The 19,430-nt window shown below is 73.7% G+C and carries 19 protein-coding genes and 1 tRNA gene; 10 read left to right on the forward strand and 10 right to left on the reverse strand.

Features of this window, described 5'->3' with window-relative positions; genetic code table 11:
* Positions 1-104 precede the first annotated feature (104 nt).
* The 6 genes from AC3X7Z_RS06845 to AC3X7Z_RS06870 all read right to left on the reverse strand — a co-directional run bounded on the left by AC3X7Z_RS06845 (position 105) and on the right by AC3X7Z_RS06870 (position 5,634).
* Positions 105-2,600: an MMPL family transporter gene (locus tag AC3X7Z_RS06845; RefSeq protein ID WP_489975443.1), complete on the reverse strand. Its 2,496-nt coding sequence runs from the start codon at positions 2,598-2,600 to the stop codon at positions 105-107.
* A gap of 43 nt (positions 2,601-2,643) precedes the next feature.
* Positions 2,644-3,297, reverse strand: coding sequence for a TetR/AcrR family transcriptional regulator (locus AC3X7Z_RS06850; RefSeq protein WP_186339807.1), 654 nt, complete (start codon positions 3,295-3,297; stop codon positions 2,644-2,646).
* Between the two features lie 82 nt (positions 3,298-3,379).
* Entirely contained in the window at positions 3,380-4,417 is a 1,038-nt protein-coding gene (locus AC3X7Z_RS06855) for a zinc-binding dehydrogenase (RefSeq protein WP_489975444.1), read from the reverse strand.
* Between the two features lie 75 nt (positions 4,418-4,492).
* Positions 4,493-4,864, reverse strand: coding sequence for a response regulator transcription factor (locus AC3X7Z_RS06860; RefSeq protein WP_186339809.1), 372 nt, complete (start codon positions 4,862-4,864; stop codon positions 4,493-4,495).
* An 84-nt stretch (positions 4,865-4,948) separates the two neighbouring features.
* Positions 4,949-5,416 carry an aminoacyl-tRNA deacylase gene (locus AC3X7Z_RS06865; RefSeq protein WP_186339810.1) on the reverse strand — a complete coding sequence of 156 codons (468 nt, stop codon included), beginning with the start codon at positions 5,414-5,416 and terminating at the stop codon, positions 4,949-4,951.
* A 128-nt stretch (positions 5,417-5,544) separates the two neighbouring features.
* Positions 5,545-5,634, reverse strand: a tRNA-Ser gene (locus AC3X7Z_RS06870).
* Positions 5,635-5,781: 147 nt separating this feature from the next.
* Between AC3X7Z_RS06870 and AC3X7Z_RS06875 the strand changes: the two genes are divergently transcribed.
* The 3 genes from AC3X7Z_RS06875 to AC3X7Z_RS06885 all read left to right on the forward strand — a co-directional run bounded on the left by AC3X7Z_RS06875 (position 5,782) and on the right by AC3X7Z_RS06885 (position 10,659).
* Entirely contained in the window at positions 5,782-7,740 is a 1,959-nt protein-coding gene (locus AC3X7Z_RS06875) for a lysophospholipid acyltransferase (RefSeq protein WP_489975445.1), read from the forward strand.
* A complete protein-coding gene (locus AC3X7Z_RS06880) occupies positions 7,737-9,170 on the forward strand; it encodes an HAD-IB family hydrolase (protein ID WP_489975446.1) in 1,434 nt (477 codons plus the stop codon). Before AC3X7Z_RS06875 ends, AC3X7Z_RS06880 begins: the two co-directional genes overlap by 4 nt.
* Positions 9,171-9,231: 61 nt before the next feature.
* The gene (locus tag AC3X7Z_RS06885) at positions 9,232-10,659 is read left to right on the forward strand and encodes a wax ester/triacylglycerol synthase domain-containing protein (RefSeq protein ID WP_489975447.1); all 1,428 of its coding nucleotides are present in this window, start codon (positions 9,232-9,234) and stop codon (positions 10,657-10,659) included.
* Here AC3X7Z_RS06885 and AC3X7Z_RS06890 read toward each other — a convergent pair.
* From AC3X7Z_RS06890 to AC3X7Z_RS06900, 3 genes are read right to left on the reverse strand one after another with little or no spacing between them, the layout of a single operon-like run.
* Positions 10,638-11,105, reverse strand: a complete 468-nt coding sequence (locus AC3X7Z_RS06890) for a GNAT family N-acetyltransferase (RefSeq protein WP_186339814.1) — start codon at positions 11,103-11,105, stop codon at positions 10,638-10,640. The genes AC3X7Z_RS06885 and AC3X7Z_RS06890 overlap by 22 nt on opposite strands.
* Positions 11,106-11,155: 50 nt before the next feature.
* Positions 11,156-11,608: a nucleoside deaminase gene (locus AC3X7Z_RS06895; protein ID WP_489976002.1), complete on the reverse strand. Its 453-nt coding sequence runs from the start codon at positions 11,606-11,608 to the stop codon at positions 11,156-11,158.
* A gap of 38 nt (positions 11,609-11,646) precedes the next feature.
* Positions 11,647-12,129, reverse strand: coding sequence for a tRNA adenosine deaminase-associated protein (locus tag AC3X7Z_RS06900; RefSeq protein WP_186339815.1), 483 nt, complete (start codon positions 12,127-12,129; stop codon positions 11,647-11,649).
* 110 nt (positions 12,130-12,239) lie between these two features.
* Between AC3X7Z_RS06900 and upp the strand changes: the two genes are divergently transcribed.
* The gene (upp, locus tag AC3X7Z_RS06905; protein ID WP_186339816.1) at positions 12,240-12,881 is read left to right on the forward strand and encodes a uracil phosphoribosyltransferase; all 642 of its coding nucleotides are present in this window, start codon (positions 12,240-12,242) and stop codon (positions 12,879-12,881) included.
* Between the two features lie 15 nt (positions 12,882-12,896).
* Here the strand turns inward: upp and AC3X7Z_RS06910 are convergent, their stop codons facing one another.
* Positions 12,897-14,132 (reverse strand): alpha-hydroxy acid oxidase, encoded by a 1,236-nt coding sequence (locus AC3X7Z_RS06910; RefSeq protein WP_186339817.1) that lies wholly within the window; start codon positions 14,130-14,132, stop codon positions 12,897-12,899.
* 188 nt (positions 14,133-14,320) lie between these two features.
* On the opposite strand from AC3X7Z_RS06910, the gene AC3X7Z_RS06915 reads away from it, so the two are divergent.
* The 6 genes from AC3X7Z_RS06915 to AC3X7Z_RS06940 all read left to right on the forward strand — a co-directional run bounded on the left by AC3X7Z_RS06915 (position 14,321) and on the right by AC3X7Z_RS06940 (position 19,427).
* The gene (locus AC3X7Z_RS06915) at positions 14,321-15,859 is read left to right on the forward strand and encodes a Re/Si-specific NAD(P)(+) transhydrogenase subunit alpha (RefSeq protein WP_186339818.1); all 1,539 of its coding nucleotides are present in this window, start codon (positions 14,321-14,323) and stop codon (positions 15,857-15,859) included.
* 7 nt (positions 15,860-15,866) lie between these two features.
* Positions 15,867-17,324: a Re/Si-specific NAD(P)(+) transhydrogenase subunit beta gene (gene pntB / locus AC3X7Z_RS06920; RefSeq protein WP_489975448.1), complete on the forward strand. Its 1,458-nt coding sequence runs from the start codon at positions 15,867-15,869 to the stop codon at positions 17,322-17,324.
* Positions 17,325-17,414: 90 nt separating this feature from the next.
* Positions 17,415-17,858, forward strand: coding sequence for a hypothetical protein (locus AC3X7Z_RS06925; RefSeq protein WP_186339820.1), 444 nt, complete (start codon positions 17,415-17,417; stop codon positions 17,856-17,858).
* Complete coding sequence (locus AC3X7Z_RS06930) at positions 17,855-18,172, forward strand: type VII secretion target (RefSeq protein WP_186339821.1); 318 nt, start codon at positions 17,855-17,857, stop codon at positions 18,170-18,172. The genes AC3X7Z_RS06925 and AC3X7Z_RS06930 overlap by 4 nt, the downstream gene beginning before the upstream one ends.
* Positions 18,172-18,993 carry a WXG100 family type VII secretion target gene (locus AC3X7Z_RS06935; RefSeq protein ID WP_186339822.1) on the forward strand — a complete coding sequence of 274 codons (822 nt, stop codon included), beginning with the start codon at positions 18,172-18,174 and terminating at the stop codon, positions 18,991-18,993. Before AC3X7Z_RS06930 ends, AC3X7Z_RS06935 begins: the two co-directional genes overlap by 1 nt.
* Positions 18,990-19,427 (forward strand): YbaB/EbfC family nucleoid-associated protein, encoded by a 438-nt coding sequence (locus AC3X7Z_RS06940; protein ID WP_186339823.1) that lies wholly within the window; start codon positions 18,990-18,992, stop codon positions 19,425-19,427. Before AC3X7Z_RS06935 ends, AC3X7Z_RS06940 begins: the two co-directional genes overlap by 4 nt.
* Positions 19,428-19,430 lie beyond the last annotated feature (3 nt).

Consider the following 19,430-nt stretch of genomic DNA (forward strand, 5'->3'; position numbering starts at 1 on the left):
AGCCAGGTGTGGACGGCGCGGGGTTCGGTCACGTGACCATTGTGGTCCACGCGTGAGCTGCCGTGGGAGCCCCGGTCCGCACCGGGACCCCCACGACCATCCGGTCAGCTCGCGGGCACGTCCTCGCCGGTGTGCACCGGGTGGCTGCGCTCGAGCTGGGCGCCCTCGACGTCGACGTCGGGCAGGATCCGGTCGAGCCAGCCGGGCAGCCACCAGGCCTTCTCCCCGAGCAGGTGCATCGCGGCGGGGATCAGCAGCATCCGGACGACGAACGCGTCGAGCAGCACGCCGAAGGCGAGCCCGAAGCCGATCGGCTTGATGGTGGCGTCGTGGCTGAAGATGAAGCCGGCGAAGACCGAGATCATGATGATCGCCGCGGCCGTGACCACCGCGCGGCCGGCGTGCAGGCCGTGCTGCACCGCGACCCGGGCGGGCGCCCCGTGGGCGTACGCCTCGCGCATCCCCGAGACCAGGAACAGCTGGTAGTCCATGGCCAGCCCGAACAGGATGCCGGTGGCGATGATCGGCAGGAAGCTCAGCACCGGTCCGGGCGCGTGCACGCCGAACAGGTCGGCCAGGAAGCCGATCTGGAAGATCGCCGTGATCCCGCCGAAGGCGGCGAGCAGCGACAGCACGAAGCCGAGGGTCGCGGTCAGCGGCACCAGGATCGAGCGGAACACCAGCACGAGGATCAGCAGCGACAGCCCGACGACCAGGGCCAGGTAGGTCGGCAGCACGTCGGAGAGCTGCTCGGAGATGTCGATGTTGGCGCTGGCGTTGCCCGCCACGCCGAGCGTCACCTCGTCGCCGTCGACGGTCTGCGGGGTGAGCTCGCGCAGGTCCTGCACGAGGGCCTCGGTCGACTCGCTGGAGGGCGCCTCGCGGGGGATCACCTGGAAGGCGAGCGAGGTGCGGTCCTGCGACGCGCCGATCGGCACGACGGCGTCGACGGCCCACATCTCGCCGATCCGCTCGGCGACCGCCGCCTGCTCGGGCAGCACCTCGTCCTCGCTGATCGCGCCGGGCAGGTCGGCCACGACGAGCAGCGGGCCGTTGTAGCCCTCGCCGAAGCGCTCCGCCTGCACGTCGTAGGCCCGGAAGCCCGAGGACTCGGGGGGCTGGGTGGACCCGTCGGGCAGCCCCAGGCGCATCTGCGTCGCCGGGGCGGCCACGACCAGCAGCGCCACGATGCCGAGGCCGAGCACGCCCCAGGCGCGGGAGGTGCGCATCGGCCGGTCGCGGTCGGTGATGTCGCCGTCGTGCGTACGCTCGCCCGCGGCCAGCCGCTCGCGCTCGCGCCGCTTGAGGATCCGCATGCCGACGAGCGAGAGGATCGCGGGGGTGAGCGTGACGGCCATCAGGATGGCGACGAGCACGGCGACGGCGCCGACGGTGCCCATCAGGCCCAGGAAGTCGACGCCCGTCACGTTGAGCGCGAGGAGCGCGACGATCACGGTGACGCCGGCGAACACGACCGCGTTGCCGGAGGTGCCGTTGGCGAGCCCGATCGACTCGTGCAGGCCGGCGCCCTGCTTCAGCTGCCGGCGGTGGCGGTTGATGATGAAGAGCGAGTAGTCGATGCCGACGGCCAGCCCGAGCATGACGCCGAGCACCGGCGTGACCGAGACGAACTCGACCAGCCCGGAGAACGACAGCGACGCCAGCGAGGCGACACCCACGCCGAGCAGGGCGGTGATGAGCGGCAGGGCGGCGCCGACCAGCGTGCCGAGCATGACGGCCAGCACGATCGCGGCGATCACGACGCCGGCGATCTCGCCGGGGCCGAGGATCGACGGCACGGTCTGGGCGATCTCCTGCGAGGGGTGCACCGCCACCCCGGCGATGCCGGCATCGGCGGCGAGGTCCTCGATCTCGGCCTTGGTCTCGGTCGTGACCTCGTTGGTCGGGCCGTCGAAGACCACGTTGGCGACGGCGGCCGAGCCGTCCTCGGACACCGTGCGATAGCCGGAGGACAGCCGCGAGAGGGTCGCGCCGTCCTCGAGCGTGGGTGCCTGCTCCTCGACCTTGGCGCGCTGCCGGTCGAGCTCGGCCTGGCCCTCGTCGAGCTGCTGCTGCGCCGCCCGCAGCTGCGGGCGCACGGCGTCGAGCATGCCGGCCTCACGCGCCTGGCGACGCTGGTCGGCGAGCGCCTGGCGGCCGGCGTCGATCTGCGCCTGCGCCTCGGTGAGCTCGGCCATCCCGTCCTTGAGCTGCTGCTCGCCCTTCTCGACCTGCCGTGCGGAGTCGTCGACCTGCTGCTGGGTCCGGAAGGGGTCGGTCACCTCGGCGACGCCCTTGACGTCCGCGATCCGGTCGAGCAGGTCGACCAGCTCGCGCTGCTGGTCGGCGGTGAACGCCGAGCCGTCGGTGGTCTCGGCGACGAGGGCGCCGTTGCCGCCGCCTGTGCCCTCGAACTCCTCCTCGAGCTGCTGGGAGACCCGCGTGGTGGGGGTGTCGGGCAGCGAGATCGAGGACGTCAGCGCGCCGGCGAACGACACGTAGGTGACGGCGGTGAGGGCGAGGACCGCCAGCCACGCACCGATGACGGTCCAGTGGCGGCGCGCCGAGAAGCGACCGATGCGGTAGAGGAGCTCAGCCATGACGGAGGTCGGGCCTTTCGTTGTGGTGCGGGGGTCGGGTGGGTCAGCCGGCGTGGCCGACCCGGAGCCGGTGGAGGACGCGGTCGAGGAGCGCGTCCCACTCGGTGCGGGCGGTGGGCGGGACGGGCGGGGCCAGGCCGGGACGCCGCTCGACCCAGAGCCCGGCGACGGTGGTGATGCCGCTGAAGAGCAGCGCCAGGCTGAGGTCGAGGTCGACCGGGTCGAGGTCGGGTGCGCGTCGCAGGAGCTGCTGGCGCAGTCGGCCGCCGACGTGCTCGAAGGCGGTGCGCGAGATCCCCTGGGCGCGCTCGTCGCCACGCTGCGGCGAGCCCAGGGCGACGTGGATGGTGGCGATGGCCGTGGGGAGGTCGACCCGGCGGGTGGCCTCGCCGACCGCGTCGAGCGCGGTGCGGGCGCCGGCCTCGCCGGGCGGCAGCTCGGCGGTGCGGCGGTCGACGTCGTCGAGCAGCGCCGCGGTCGCCTCGTCGAGCACCTGCTCGCAGACCGCGACGAGCAGCTGGTCGAGACCCGCGAAGTGGTTGAAGACCGTGCGCCGCGAGACGCCGGCGTGGGAGGCGACCTGCTCGACGGTGAAGCCATGGGCGCCGTGCTCGGTGGCCAGCGCGCGGGCGGCGTCGAGGATCGCCCGTCGGCGCTCCGCACGCAGCGCGCTGCGGCGGTCGGTGGGCAGGGTCATCGGCACCCGATAATTGTTGCACTCAGTGCAAATAGGGCCCGGTGGGGCGCTGGATGGGTGTGACGCGATCCGCGCCGACTCCCTAGACCGACGGGTCGACGATGGTCATGCCGGCGACCGTCGCCCGGTCGAGGACGGGCAGGAGTGCGGCGGCCTCCGCCAGGCCGATCGTCCGCTCGACCAGGAGGTCGGGCCGCAGCTCGCCCGCCTCGACCAGCGCGAGCATCGCCGGGTAGTCGACGGCCGCCATGCCGTGGCTGCCCAGCAGGTCGAGCTCCCACGCGATCACCCGCGACATCGGCACGCGCGGGTGCCCGTCGACCGGCGGCAGCAGCCCCACCTGGGCGAGGCGCCCGCGACGTCGCAGGCTGAGGATCGCGTCGGCGCAGGTCTGCTCGCTGCCCACCGCGTCGACAGCGACGTGGCTGCCGCCACCGGTCAGGTCGGAGACCGCCTCCGGCACGTCGCGGCCGTCGGCGAGCACGGTGTGCTCGGCGCCGATCCGCGTCGCCGCGGCGAGCGCCTCCGGGGTGCGGTCCACCGCGACGACCCGGGCGCCGAGGGCGCGGGCGATCATCACGGCGCTGAGGCCGACCCCGCCGGCGCCGACGACGCAGACCCACTCCTCCGCGGCCACGCGGGCACGGCCGACGAGCGCGCGGTAGGCCGTCGCGAAGCGGCACCCCAGGCCGGCCGCGGTGGTGAGGTCGACGGACCCCGGCACGGCGACGAGGTTGGCGTCGGCCGCGTGCAGGGCCACGAGCTCGGCGAACGAGCCCCAGTGGGTGAACCCGGGCTGCTGCTGGTCGGGGCACACCTGGGCGTCGCCGCCGCGGCACCACTCGCACCGTCCGCAGCCGCACACGAAGGGCACGGTCACCCGGTCGCCGACCCGCCAGCGGGTCACCCCCTCACCGACCTCGCTGACGTGCCCGGCGAGCTCGTGCCCGGGCACGTGGGGCAGCGCGACGTCGTCGTGGCCGGCCCAGGCGTGCCAGTCGCTGCGGCACATGCCCGTCGCCGCGACGCGTACGACGACGCCGCCGGCAGGCGCCGACGGGGCGGGCACCTCGCGGACCTCGGGCTGGGACCGGACCTCGTCGAACACCACGGCACGCACCGGACGATTGTGCCCGGTGGCCGGGTGGGGGTGGAGCAGTGCTCAGGCGGCGGTCAGGCGGTGGTCAGGTGGTGGTCACCGGGTCGGAGGTCCCTCGAGCGCCGTCACCCGCGCCACCAGCTGCGCGAGGGAGAACGGCTTGTCGAGCACGTCGTCGGCGCCGGCCTCGAGACACTCGGCGACGTGCGCCTCGCCGGCGTTGCCGCTCGTCACGAGCACCGCACCGCGGTAGCCGCCCGCGCGCAGCGACGCGACGGCCTCCAGCCCGTCCATGTCTGGCAGACCGCGGTCGATGACGACCAAGCCCACCGACTGGTCCTGGGCCGAGGCGACGGCGGCCGCCCCCGACTCGACGGCGAGCACCTCGAAGCCGGCCCGCCGCAGGGCCAGCACCATGATCTGGGCGAGGTCGGGCTCGTCCTCGACGACGAGCACCGTGGCGGTCACGCGGACACGGTACAAGCGGGATGCACGCGTGAGGCACCCCAGAGGCGACCCGTCTGGGCCGCCTGCCGGCCGCTCACGTGGGGCTCAGGCGGGGTCGGTGACGTCCGCGACCTGCGCCTGGAGGTGGGCCACGACCTCGTCGCCGGAGACGGTGGCCGCCAGGCCGTGGGCGCCCGCGCCGATGGAGACGGTCCGGCCGGTGACGCGCTCGTCGGCGACCACCGGCAGCGCCGTCCTCGACCCGAACGGCGTGATCGTGCCGCGCTCGTAGCCGGTGACCTCTCGCGCGGCCTCCGCGTCGGGCATCGAGATCCGGTTGACGCCGAGCAGGGCACGGAGCTTGGGCCACGAGATCTCCCGGTCGCCCGGCACGAGCACGAACAGGTGGTCGCCCTCACCGCGGCGCACCACCATCGTCTTCACGATCGCCGACGGCTCCACGCCGCGGGCGGCGGCGGCCTCGGCCAGGGAGCCGACCCGGCCGTGGCGGGTGACCTCGTGGTCGAGGCCCGACTCGGCCAGGGCGCGCAGCGCGGGATTGTGGTCGGCCATGCACCCGAGCCTACGGCGAGCGGGGATGACGACCGATGAGGGCGATCGGGCCGCGACGACCGCGAAATGACGACTCCCGGACCTGCGAGTCGCGGATCCGGGAGTCTCCGATGTCCAGAGACATCAGGTGGCGGTGACGGAGGGATTTGAACCCTCGGTGGACTTGCGCCCACAAACGCTTTCGAGGCGTTCTCCTTAGGCCGCTCGGACACGTCACCGCGCCGAACGTTACCGGAGAGGTCGGGCGAGCCGAAAACCGCGGGTGGTCCACGAAGTGCGTCGATGCCGTGGTCACGGAGCGCGTACGACGGTAACTTCGGCGGACGCCTGTGCTCGCGCCGCCGCGCGTGCGGGAAGGAGGGGCTGTGGCTGTCGTCCGACGTGCCCGCGACCTCGCGCGCGCCGCACTGCCGAGGAGCGTGGGGGACCGGCTGCCGGCCGCGCCGCCCCCGGAGGTCACCGAGCTCCTCCACGACAAGCGGTTCCAGCGCGCCGTCGCCGCGCACGCCGACGAGCAGGGCCGCCCCGAGGAGGAGGTCTGGCAGGAGGTCACGGGCTACCTCCACGAGATGTGCGCCGCCCACGACGACCGGGCGTCGCAGGGCTGGGCGCGGATGGGCGAGTGGTTCCTGCGCGCCTACGACGTCCTGGTCGACGAGGACCAGGTGCAGCAGCTGCGCAAGCTCGACCGCACGCACAGCCTGGCCCTCGCCTTCAGCCACCGCTCCTACCTCGACGGCATGGTCATCCCCAACGTGCTGCGGGCACGCCGGTTCTCCCCGACCTACACCTTCGGCGGCGCCAACCTCAACCTGCCGGTCATCGGCTCCGTCGCCAGCCGCACCGGCCTCATCTTCATCCGCCGCGCCACCCAGGAGATCCCGGTCTACCGCCTCGCGCTGCGCTCCTACATCCGCCGGCTGGTGGCCAACAAGCGCAACCTGGCCTGGTCGATCGAGGGTGGCCGGACGCGTACGGGCAAGCTGCGCCCGCCGGTGCACGGGATCCTGAAGTACCTCACCGACACCGTGCAGGGTCAGGACGAGCACGACGACGCCCCCGACGTGCAGGTCGTGCCGGTCTCGGTCGTCTACGACCAGCTCCACGAGGTCTCGTCGATGACCGAGGAGGCGCGCGGCGCCAGCAAGACGCCCGAGGACTGGCGCTGGCTGGTGCGCTTCGCCCGCCTCCAGCACAAGCGCCTCGGGCGCGCCTACCTCACCGTCGGCGAGCCGTTCTCGCTCGGCGAGCGGATGGCCGAGCTCGCCGCCGAGGGCGTCACCGGCCACCAGGCCGTCGAGCGGGTCGCGCTCGACATCTCCCACCGGCTCAACCGGGCCACCCCGGTCACCACCACCGCGATCGTCTCCCTCGCCCTCCTCGGCGCCGACCGGGCGCTGACCGTGGACGAGGTGCTCGAGACGGTCGAGCCGCTCGCCGCCTACATCGACGCGCGCCGCTGGCCGGTCGCCGGGGCGGCCGACCTCCGCGACCGCGCGACCATCCGGCGCGCCCTCGCCGACCTGACCCGCAGCGGCGTGCTCACGGCGTACGACCAGGGCACCGAGCCGGTCTGGAAGATCGGGGACGACCAGCACCTCGTGGCCGCGTTCTACCGCAACACCGTGATCCACGTGCTCGTCGACCGGGCGATCGGCGAGCTGTCCCTCCTCACCGTCAGCGAGCTGGAGCCCGGCGCGGAGCTGCCGCCGGGAGGTGAGCTCCAGGTGGGCTGGGAGGAGGCGAAGCGGATGCGCGACCTGCTCAAGTTCGAGTTCTTCTTCCCCTCGCGAGGCCGGTTCGAGGCCGAGCTGCGCACCGAGCTGCGGCTGCTGGCCGGCGAAGGCGTCACGGAGATGACGCCCGCGCGGGCGCGCGAGCTGCTCGTGCAGGCCCGGCCCCACCTGGCCCACCTCGTGCTGCGCCCCTTCCTCGACGCCTACCTCGTCGTCGCCGACCGGCTCGCCGACCACGGCGACGGCCCGGTCGACGAGGACGAGCTGCTCGCCGACTCGCTCGCGGTGGGCCGCCAGTGGGCACTGCAGCGCCGGGTGGCGAGCCAGGAGTCGATCTCGCTCGAGCTCTTCCGGTCCGCGCTGGCGCTCGCCCGCCACCGGGGGCTGCTCGCCGAGGGCGCGGGCGTCGGGTCGGCCCGGGAGGCGTTCGCCGCCGAGCTGCGCGACTCCGTGCGGCGCGTCAACATCGTCGGGGAGATGGCCGGTGACACGGTCACGGTCGGCCACCCCGCGCCGACGCCCGACCCCGGCCCGGACCCCGACCCGGCGCCGCAGCGGCAGCCGGTGCCGAGGGCGGAGCGCGTGTGAGCGGGCTCTCGAGCGCAGCGCAGGAGGCGATCGAGGCCATCGAGGCCGGGCCGCAGGGCCCGTCGGTGGGCGCGTTCTTCGACCTCGACGGCACCCTCGTCGCCGGCTACACCGCCGCCACGTTCTACGGCGACCGGCTCCGGGGCCGCGACGTCTCTCCGGCCGAGTTCCTGCGCACCGTCGTCACGGCCGTCGACGGCGAGCTCGGCGGCGACCCGACCCGCATCGCACACGTCGCCTTCTCCGCCATGCGGGGCGAGTCCGAGGAGGCCTTCGCCGACCTCGGTGAGCGGCTCTTCCGCGCCAAGATCGCCGGCACCATCCGCCGCGAGTCGCGCGCGCTCGTCGCGGCGCACCAGCGCGCCGGCCACACCGTCGCCGTCGCGTCGGCCGCCACGCCCTACCAGGTCGCCCCGGTGGCCCGCGACCTCGGCGTCGACCACCTCGTCTGCACCCGCCTCGTCGTGGAGGACGGCCAGTTCACCGGGGCCACCGACGGACCCATGCTGTGGGGCCGCCACAAGGCGAGCGGGGTGCGTGCGTTCGCCCGCGAGCACGCGCTCGACCTCGCCGACTCCTACGCCTACGGCAACGGCTACGAGGACGTCGCGTTCCTCTCCTCGGTGGGCCGCCCCACCGCCCTCAACCCGCACCGCGACCTGCGCGCCGCCGCCGCCCGCCTCGGGTGGCCGGTGCTCGACCTCTCCGACCCGGTGGGCGGCTCGCTCCGCGGGGCCGGGCGTACGGCGCTCGCGCTGGCCGGCATGAACGCGGGGGTCGGCCTGGGGCTGGCCTACGGGCTGGCGCGCGGCGACCTGCGCGAGGGCCGCAACGCCGCGCTCCGGCTCGCCACCCACCTGCCGATGGCGCTGGCCGGCGTCGGCCTGGACGTGCTCCACCGGGAGCGGCTGTGGACCCACCGCCCGGCCATCTTCGTGGCCAACCACCAGAGCGCGCTCGACGTCCCGGTCCTGGGCCGCCTGCTCGAGCGCGACTTCACGATCGTCGCGAAGAAGGAGGCGCGCTGGGACCCCCGCGCCGTCGTCGGCTCGGTGGTCGTCGACCCGGCCTGGATCGACCGCTCCGACTCCGCGTCGGCGCGCGCGACGCTCGACGGGGTCGTCGAGCGGATCCGCTCGGGCACCTCGCTGATGATCTTCCCGGAGGGGACGCGGTCGCCGACCCCCGTGCTGGGTCCGTTCCGCAAGGGCGCGTTCCACCTCGCCGCCCAGGCGGGCGTGCCGGTGGTGCCGATCGTGCTCCGCAACACCGGGGAGCTGATGCGGCGCGGGTCGATGGTGCTCCACCCGGGGGTCGTCGACGCGTGCGTGCTGGAGCCCGAGACCGACTGGAGCGTGGACGACATGAGCGAGCGGATCGCGGCGCTGCACACGAGGTTCGAGCAGACACTCGCGAGGTGGCCCGCATGAGCACCCCACGACCTTCTTCTCCTCCGCTGCGCTCCCCCGAACAACGCCGCGGGGACCCCGCATGAGCACCCCCGCCGACGTCGAGCGCTGGGTGGCGGCCGCGTCGATGGCCACCGGCGGCGAGCTGACGCCGATGCAGACCCTGCTGTGGCGTGCCGAGCGGCACCCGGTGCAGTCGTCGACGACCACCGTCGTGATCGACCTCGACCGGGCGCCCGACTGGCAGCGCTTCGTCGCGGCCACCGAGTGGGGCACCGAGCTGGTGCGCCGCCTGCGCCAGCGCGTCGTCGAGCCGGCCGTCCCGACCGCCGCTCCGGTCTGGGCCGACGACCCGACCTTCGACCTCGGCTACCACCTGCGCCGCGAGCGGGTCGCCAGCCGTGAGGAGATGCTCGGCGAGGCCGCACAGATCGCGCTGCGACCCTTCGACCGGTCGCGCCCGCTGTGGGAGGGGGTCCTCTTCGACGGCATGCCGAGCGGGGCGGCGTACGTCCTCAAGATCCACCACGCGCTCGCCGACCCGCTCGGCACGGTGCAGCTGCTCTCGATGCTCCAGTCCGATCGCCGCGCGCACACCCCGCTCAAGCCGCTCGGCGAGGAGCACGTGGCGCCGGCGGACGCCGACCCGGTCGACCTGGCCGTCACCGGCCTGCGCACCGAGGTCGCCGCGCTTCCCCACCTCGCCCGCGCCGCCGCCCGCCGCGCCGCGCTGGCGGCGGTGCGACCGCAGGCGACCGTCGCCTCGACGCTGCGCTACGGCGCCTCGGTGCGCCGGCTCCTCACCCCGGCCGCGCCGCCCTCGCCGGAGCTCTCGCCGCGCACGGGGCGGCGCTGGCGGTTCCTCACCTTCCGGGCCCCCCTCGAGCCGCTGCGCTCCGTCGCCCGCCTCGCCGGGGGGTCGGTCGACGACACGACCGTGGCGCTGGTCCTCGGCGGGCTGCGGCGCTACCACGCGCGGCGCGGCAGCACGGTGGCCGAGATCCCGGTGGGCGTCCGCGTCTCGCTGGCCCGCGCCAACGACCTCGGCAACCGCTTCGCCACCGCGCAGGTCAGCGGTCCGCTCGCCGTCGAGGACCCGGTAGACCGGGTCGCGGCGGTGCGCGGCGAGGTGCTGTCGCTGCACACCGAGCGGGCCCTCGAGGTGCTCGACGCCGCGGCGCCGCTGATCAACCGGCTCCCGGCCGTCGTCGGGGCGTCCGCCCTGCGCGCCGCCACGGCCCCCGACGCGTTCGTCCTCTCCCTGCCGGGCCCGCCACGCCGACGCTTCATGGCCGGGGCCGAGGTGGAGGGGATGTACGTCCTGGGGCCGTTGCCCGGCTCGGCGCTGACGGTGTGCCTGGTGACCTGCGCCGACACCGCGTGCATCGGCGTCAACGTCGACGCGAGCGCGGTGGCCGACCTCGGTGCGCTGGAGGAGTGCCTGGGCGAGGGCGTCGAGGAGATGGTCGCGGCCGGGCGCGCGACGGGTCAGGCGGTCGGGCCGACGTAGCAGAGCATGCGGTGCTCGGAGCCCTCCTCGATGGTGGCGAAGCCGTGCCGCTCGTAGAAGCGCCGGGTGTCGGTGTCGACCTCGTCGACGTTGATGTGCATCTCGGGCGACCCCAGGTCGCGGGCGAGGTCGCGGCACAGGGCGAGGATCCGGGTGCCGACGCCGCGCGAGCGCAGGGCGGGGACGACGTAGAGCTCCTCGAGCTGCGCCACCGGGCCGTCGTACCAGATCGCCGGGCGCAGCGTGACCAGGGCGAACCCCACCGCGAGGTCGGAGGTGTCCTCCGCGAGCACGGCGAGCACGCCGTCGAGGCCCAGCAGGCGGGCGAAGCGCCCCGCGAGCACCTCGGCGTCGTCGGTCTCGGTGTCGAACTCGGTGTTGAAGTCCCACAGCAGGCGCCCGAGCACCTCGGCGTCCTCGACGGCGGCGCGGCGCACGACGGTCATGCAGCGAGCGTACGTCGCCGGGCGGGCCGCGTCAGCGGGGTCGGGCCGGGTCAGCCGGCGGGCGGGGCGACCGTGCGGTGGCGGGCGAAGAAGTCGTCGAGCAGGGCGGTGGACTCCGTGGCCAGCACCCCCGCGACGACCTCGGGACGGTGGTTGAGGCGGCGGTCGCGCACCACGTCCCAGAGCGAGCCCACGGCGCCCAGCTTGTCGTCGTAGGCGCCGAAGACGAGGCGGTCGACGCGGGCGAGGACCACCGCGCCGGCGCACATCGTGCACGGCTCGAGCGTGACGACCAGCGTGCACCCCGACAGCCGCCACTCTCCGCGGGCGGCCGCCGCGGCGCGCAGGGCCACCACCTCGGCGTGGCCGGTGGGGTCGCCCTCGGCCTCGCGGGTGTTGTGGCCGGTGGCGACGACCGCGCCCGACTCGTCGAGGACCACCGCGCCGACCGGCACGTCGTCGGCGGCCAGGGCGGCCCGTGCCTCGGCGAGCGCGAGGCGCATGGCGTCGTCCCAGGTGCCGACCCGGGTGGTGTGCAGCGTCATGCGGAGGTGAGGCCCACGGCGTCGTCGAAGAGCTCGCCGAAGCCCAGTCGGCGGGCGATGTCGGAGAGCATCTCGTCGGGGTAGAGCTCCACGTCGTCGAGGAGCGCGCCGAGGTCGACGGCGTGCAGGCCGAGGTCGGCGAGCAGGTCGAGGTCGCCTGCCGGCACCTCGATGTCGTCGTCCTCGGGCGGGGGCAGGCCGAGGTGGTCGATCGCAGACTGCGCGAGCTCCCACGTGTCGGCGGCCGTCACGTCGGAGAGCAGCACGCGCGTACGCGCACCGACGACGCGCACCAGCACGAAGAAGTCCTCGTCGACCGCGACCATCCCGACGGCGCCATCGTCGCCGGAGACCTGGCGCAGCGCGTGGCCCAGCGAGTCGATCGTGTCGAACGCGGGCGAGGCGATCTCCTGCACCTGCCACGCGCCGTCCTCGCGGAAGGCGACCAGCGCGAAGTCGACCTGGCCGGGCTCGGACATCCCCACACCTCCTCCACCACCGTCGACGTCAAATGTCGCAGAAAGCACGGGGGCCGCCAACCCTCGCCGGCGCCGCGGTCGCCGGGTTCGTACCCCACTAGGGTGACCCCATGCGCCTGCACGTGGTGAACCACCCCCTCGTCTCCCACAAGCTGACCGTCCTCCGCGACGAGCAGACCGACTCCCCGACGTTCCGACGGCTGACCGACGAGCTGGTGACGCTGCTGGCCTACGAGGCGACGCGCGAGGTGCGTGTCGACCCACGGCCGATCACCACGCCCGTCGGCCCCACGTCGGGGGTCTACCTCGCGCACCCCAAGCCGATGGTCGTCCCGATCCTGCGGGCGGGCCTGGGCATGCTCGACGGGATGATGCGGCTGCTGCCGACGGCGGAGGTGGGCTTCCTCGGCATGGTGCGCAACGAGGAGACGCTCGAGGCCTCGACCTACGCCGAGCGGCTGCCCGAGGACCTGTCCGGGCGCCAGTGCTACGTGCTCGACCCGATGCTGGCCACCGGTGGCACCCTCGCGGCGGCGGTCCGCTTCCTCACCGACCGCGGAGCCGACGACATCACCGCGATCTGCCTGCTCGCCGCGCCGGAGGGCGTCGACCGGCTCGAGAAGGGGCTCGCCGGCCTCGACGTCCCGGTCACCGTCGTGACCGCGGCGATCGACGAGATGCTCAACGACAAGGGCTACATCGTCCCGGGCCTCGGCGACGCCGGCGACCGGCTCTACGGCGTCGCGCACTGACGGCGAGCCCTCAGCTCACCGGGCGGTGAGCCGCCGCAGGGCCACGACGTGGTCGGGGGTGAGCTCGTCGAGCGTGCGGACGCCGAGCAGCTTCATCGTCCGCTCGACCTGCCCGCGCAGGATGTCGATCACCCGGTCGACACCCTCGCGACCGCCGGCCATCAGGCCGTAGAGATAGGCGCGCCCGACGAGGGTGAAGGTGGCGCCGTGGGCGACGGCGGCGACGACGTCCTGCCCCGACATGATGCCGGTGTCGACGTGCACCTCGACGCGGTCGCCGACGGCCGCGACGACGTCGGGCAGCAGGTGGAAGGGCACCGGCGCCCGGTCGAGCTGGCGCCCGCCGTGGTTGGACAGCAGCACCGCGTCGACGCCGACGTCGGCGCAGCGGCGCGCGTCGTCGACGGTCTGGACGCCCTTCACCACGACCTTGCCGGGCCACTGGTCCCGGATCCACGCCAGGTCGTCGTAGGTCACGGTCGGGTCGAACATCGTGTCGAGCAGCTCGGCGACCGTGCCCGACCAGGCGTCGAGCGAGGCGAACGCGAGCGGCCCGGTGGTGAGGAAGTCGAACCACCACGCGGGGCGGGGGATCGCGTCGAGCACGGTGCGCGGGGTGAGGGTCGGCGGGATCGTCATGCCGTTGCGCACGTCGCGCAGCCGGGCGCCGGCCACCGGCACGTCCACCGTGACGAGCAGCGTGTCGAAGCCCGCGTGGGCGGCCCGCTCGACGAGCGCCATCGAGCGCTCGCGGTCCTTCCACATGTAGAGCTGGAACCAGTTGCGCGCGCCGCTCGCGGCCGGGGCAGCGGCGGCGACCTCCTCGATCGAGGTGGTGCCCATGGTGGAGAGGGCGAACGGGATGCCGGCGGCCGCGGCTGCCGTCGCGCCGGCGATCTCGCCCTCGGCCTGCATCATCCGGGTGAAGCCGGTGGGGGCGATCCCGAACGGCAGCGCCACCCGGGCGCCGAGCACGTCGCGGGAGGTGTCGACCTCGGAGACGTCGCGGAGGATCGCGGGCCGGAACTCCACGTCGGCGAAGGCCTGCCGGGCGCGGGCCAGGGAGACCTCGCCGTCCGCGGCCCCGTCGGTGTAGTCGAACGCCGCGCGGGGCGTACGCCTCTTGGCGATGCGACGCAGGTCCTCGACGGTCAGCGCGTTGGCGAGGCGTCGCTCGCGCGCCGACCAGGTGGGCTCCTTGAAGCGCAGCAGCGGAGCGAGGTCGCGCCGCCTCGGGATCTGTCGTCGCACGAGATCACCCCATCACGGGTCGCCGAGGGCGGTCGCCCCGGTCGGGGGCACCATCTTCGCGCAGGACCCCCGCCGCTGCTCGGGCCGCGCCGCTGTGGTCCACGCCACGGTGTGCAGCCGTGACTCACGCCACACGTTCGGTACCTTGTGCCCGGCCCGACCGTCCGGCCCGCCACCAGGAGGCAGTAGTGCGCATCGGCATCCCTCGCGAGTCCCGGCCAGGGGAGACCCTGGTGGCCGCCACGGCGAAGACGGCGTCACAGCTCGCGGCGCTCGGCTACGACGTGGTGGTCGAGACGGGGGCCGGCGTGGCCGCCGACCAGCCCGACACGGCGTTCGCCGAGGCCGGCATCGCGGTCGGGACCGGTGCCGACGTGTGGTCGAGCGACGTGGTGGTGAAGGTCGACGCGCCCACCGACGACGAGATCGGCCGGCTGCGCCCGGGCGCGACGGTCGTCAGCCTGATGGCGCCCGCCCGGAGCCCCGAGCTGGTCGAGCGCCTCGCCGCGCAGGGCGTGACCGCGCTCGCGATGGACGCCGTGCCGCGCATCTCGCGCGCGCAGTCGATGGACGTGCTCTCCTCGATGGCCAACGTCGCGGGCTACCGCGCGGTGATCGAGGCGGCCCACGAGTTCGGCCGGCTCTTCACCGGCCAGGTCACCGCCGCCGGCAAGGTGCCGCCTGCACGGGTGTTCGTCGTCGGCGCCGGGGTGGCCGGTCTGGCCGCGATCGGCGCGGCGGGCTCCCTGGGCGCGGTCGTGCGCGCGTTCGACGTGCGTCCCGAGGTGGCCGAGCAGGTCGAGTCGATGGGCGCGCAGTTCGTCACCGTCGACATGGAGCAGGAGGTGTCCTCCGACGGCTACGCCAAGGAGATGACCGCCGAGCAGGAGGCCGCGACCGCCGCGATGTACGACGAGGAGGCGCGCGCGGCCGACATCGTCATCACCACCGCGCTGATCCCCGGCCGGCCGGCACCGCGGCTGATCACCGCCGAGACGGTCGCTGCGATGCGGCCCGGGTCGGTCGTCGTCGACATGGCCGCGGCCAACGGCGGCAACGTCGCCGCGACGGTCGAGGACGAGCGGGTGGTGACCGCCAACGGCGTCACCGTGCTGGGCTACACCGACCTCGCCGGCCGGCTGGCCGCGCAGACGAGCCAGCTCTACGGCACCAACGTGGTCAACCTGATGAAGCTCCTGACGCCCGGCAAGGACGGCGTGCTCACCCTCGACCTGGACGACGTCGTCCAGCGTGGCATCACCGTGACGCGATCGACCGGCGAGGGCGCGGAGGTGATGTGGCCGCCGCCCCCCGTGCAGGTCTCTGCCGCGCCCGCCCCCGCCGCCCCCGCGGCCGTCGAGAAGCAGCCGCCCCCGCCGCCCGACCCGCGTCGCCGGCTCTACGCCGCCGGCCTGGCCGCCGTGGTGTTCCTCGCGCTCGCGACCGCCGCGCCGGTGAGCTTCCTGCCGAGCCTCACGGTCTTCGTGCTCGCCGTCGTGATCGGCTTCTACGTCATCGGCAACGTGCACCACGCGCTGCACACCCCGCTGATGAGCGTCACCAACGCGATCAGCGGCATCATCGTCGTCGGGGCGATCCTGCAGGCCCCGGTCGACAACCTCGCGGTCCAGCTCGTCGCCGGGGTGGCCATCCTGCTCGCCAGCATCAACGTCTTCGGTGGCTTCCTGGTCACCCGGCGGATGCTCAACATGTTCCAGAAGGGCTGAGACCGGCATGGACCTCGGTAGGGACTCGAGCCTGGTCTCGTTCGTCACGGGCGCCTACATCCTCGCGGCGCTGCTGTTCATCCTCGCCCTCGCCGGGCTGAGCAAGCACGAGACGGCGCGGCGCGGCAACGCGTTCGGCATGGCCGGCATGGCCCTCGCGCTGGTCGCGAGCCTGCTGCTGGTGCTCGACCGCCTCGGCGCCGACTACGTCGACCAGGGCCCGGTCGTGGTCGGGCTCGTCATCATCCTCGTCGCCGGCACGGTGGGCGCGGTCATCGGGATCCGGCTCGCCCGGCGCGTCGAGATGACCGGCATGCCCGAGCTGATCGCGATGATGCACAGCTTCGTCGGCCTCGCCGCCGTGCTGGTCGGCTACAACACCTTCATCGAGGTCGCCTCCCTGCACGGCGAGCTCGGGCTGGAGTCCGACGCGGTGCACAACGCCGAGGTCTTCCTGGGCGTGTTCATCGGCGCGGTGACCTTCACCGGCTCGATCGTGGCCAACCTCAAGCTCAGCGCCCGGATGAAGTCCTCGCCGCTGGTGCTGCCCGCGCGCCACCTGCTCAACCTCGCCGTCCTGCTGGTGTCCGCCGCGCTGATGGTGTGGTTCATGCTCGCCGACGGGTGGGTGGGGATGGTGCCGCTCGCGCTCATGACCGTCCTCGCGCTGGCGCTGGGCTTCCACCTCGTCGCCGCCATCGGCGGCGGTGACATGCCGGTCGTGGTGTCGATGCTCAACAGCTACTCGGGGTGGGCCGCGGCCGCGGCGGGCTTCATGCTCGGCAACGACCTGCTGATCATCACCGGCGCGCTCGTCGGCTCGTCCGGCGCGATCCTCAGCTACCTCATGTGCACGGCGATGAACCGCTCGTTCGTCAGCGTCATCGCCGGTGGCTTCGGCTCGGACGGCGCCACCGTGGGCGGTGACCGCGACTACGGCGAGCACCGCGAGATCCTGGCGGGCGAGGTCGCCGACCTGCTCGCCGGGGCCTCGTCGGTGGTCATCACGCCCGGCTACGGCATGGCCGTGGCCCAGGCGCAGTACCCCGTCGCCGAGCTGACGCGGAAGCTGCGCGACAAGGGCGTCGACGTCCGCTTCGGCATCCACCCCGTCGCGGGCCGCCTGCCCGGGCACATGAACGTCCTGCTCGCCGAGGCGAAGGTCCCCTACGACATCGTGCTCGAGATGGACGAGATCAACGACGACCTCGCCGACACCGACGTCGTGCTGGTCATCGGCGCCAACGACACCGTCAACCCGGCCGCGCTCGAGGAGCCCGGCTCGCCGATCGCGGGCATGCCGGTGCTCGAGGTGTGGAAGGCCCGCGACGTGATCGTCTTCAAGCGGTCGATGGCCACCGGCTACGCCGGGGTGCAGAACCCGCTCTTCTTCAAGGACAACACCCAGATGCTCTTCGGCGACGCCAAGGACAAGGTCACCGAGATCGTCGCGGCGCTCGGCTGAGGGGCGCGTGCGGGGCGCATCGGGGCAGGGATCTGCTCACGATCGTGAGACACGTGTTTGAGCCGGCCGCGAGACGGTATCTATCCACCCATGACCGACCAACTTCCCCCCGGCCCGTGGCTGCGACCGGTCCGGCCGCCCGCCGATCCGGTCCGCGCGTCCGCGGCGCAGCGCGAGCTGATGGACGAGATCCACGAGCAGGTGCTGCGCAAGCTGGAGAGGGCTCGTGAGCTGGACGCCGCCGCCAAGGAGCAGATGCTCACCCCCGGCTCCGGCGCCAGCGGCGAGGCCCTCGACGGTGCGGTCCAGGTGCGCGTCGACTCCCGGGGGATGATCCAGTCGGTGTCGTTCGAGCCGGGCATCACCGGGCTGAGCGCCGACGAGCTCCGCGAGGAGACGCTGGCGGCGCTGCAGCAGGCCAAGGCCGGCCTCGGTCTCGGGTCCCGGTCCGCGGGTCGGGCCGTGGACGCACTCTTCGACCGCAGCGTGGCACAGGCGCTGCTCCGCTTCCTCGACCCCCAGGAGACACCGTGAGCAACGGGTTCTACGTCGAACCGTCCGAGCTGTCCAGGATCTCGGCCGCGCTGAGCACCGCCGCCGGTCAGACAGGAGAGGCCGGATCCGCCGGCGCCGCGGTCACGGCGCTCTCGCCGCAGGCGTTCGGCATCATCTGCTCGTTCTTCACCCCGCCGTGCCTGGCCTTCTCGAGCGCCGCGCTGACGGCGATCGGGGCCATCGAGGGCGCCCTCGGCAAGGGGGCCGGTGCGGTGGACGCGTGCTCGGCCGACTTCCAGAAGACCGACGCGGCCGTGGCGCAGATGCACGACAAGCTGAGAGGAACACTCTGATGTCCGACCTGATCGCCGTCGAGCCGATCGACCTCGCGGGCTCTCCCTACGAGCAGGTGGCGGGGGGCGACTACTCCGGTCTGGTCGGCTTCCACCCCGGCGCCTCCAGCGCCGTGGCGGCCGGGCAGGCGTTCGCCCAGGGCGACGAGCTCAGCGGCGTCATCGCCCTCGCCGGCGTCGCCACCGACATGGTGATGATGGCCATCGACCCGTTCGCGACGCTGCTCAGCAGCGTGGCCGGGTTCCTCATGGACTACGTCCCGCCCCTGCCGCAGATGCTCGACTCGCTGGCCGGCAACCCGGCGCTGGTGGAGTCGATCGGCGTCTCCTGGGGCAACATCGCCGACCACCTCGAGTCCTCCGCGGCCGACCTGATGAGTGCCCTCAACGCGGCGATGTCCGGCTGGAGCGGACTCGCCGCCACCGCCTTCGGTGTGGTGGCAGCCGCGCTGGTCGACGCGATGCACCGCTCGGCGTTCGTCTGCCGGTGCATCGCCCAGGGCATGCAGCTGGCCAGCGGGGTCGTCCAGGCCGTGCGCAGCTTCGTCCGCGACCTGATCGCCGACCTGGTGGGGGCGCTCATCGCGTGGGCCGGCGAGGTCGCCGCGACCGTCGGCATCGGAGCGTCGTGGGTCATCCCGAAGGCCACCGCCCGGATCAGCATCACGGTCACCGACTGCACCACCTTCACGCAGGCGCTGGTGCGCGGCATGACCGACTTCAAGATCGTCGCCGAGCTCGTCGACACGGGCTGGGGCGCGATGCTCAACGCCGTCCAGGCCGTCGACTCCGGCATCGACCGCGGCGGTGCCGGCGCATGAGCTTCGAGATCCCCACCGAGTTCACCGAGGCGGGCCTCGCCCGGCTGCGCGAGGAGCACACCGCGCGGGCCCGCCGCGCCGACGCGGCGGGCGACCGGATCATGGCGATCGTCGCAGTCGGCCGCTCGAGTCGCGGGCTCGTCGAGGTCACCGTCGACGGCAGCGCCGTCGTCACCGACATCCGGTTCTCCGAGGGAGCCGCCTCCTCGCACGCCGTGCTCGGCCAGATGGTCAAGCAGGCGCACGACCGGGCGGTCGCCGACTGGAACCGCCAGGTGCGCGAGATCACCGAGCACGAGCTGGCCGAGGACGACCAGCTCCGCACGCACATCCAGACCCAGAGCGACGTCGACCTCGCCGCGCACGTCGACCCGGCCAGCCTCGAGGACGACGAGGACGACGAGGACTGGGCGCGGCGGGCGAGGGGCTACTAGGTT

The sequence above is a fragment of the Nocardioides sp. Z24_21 genome (assembly GCF_058134345.1).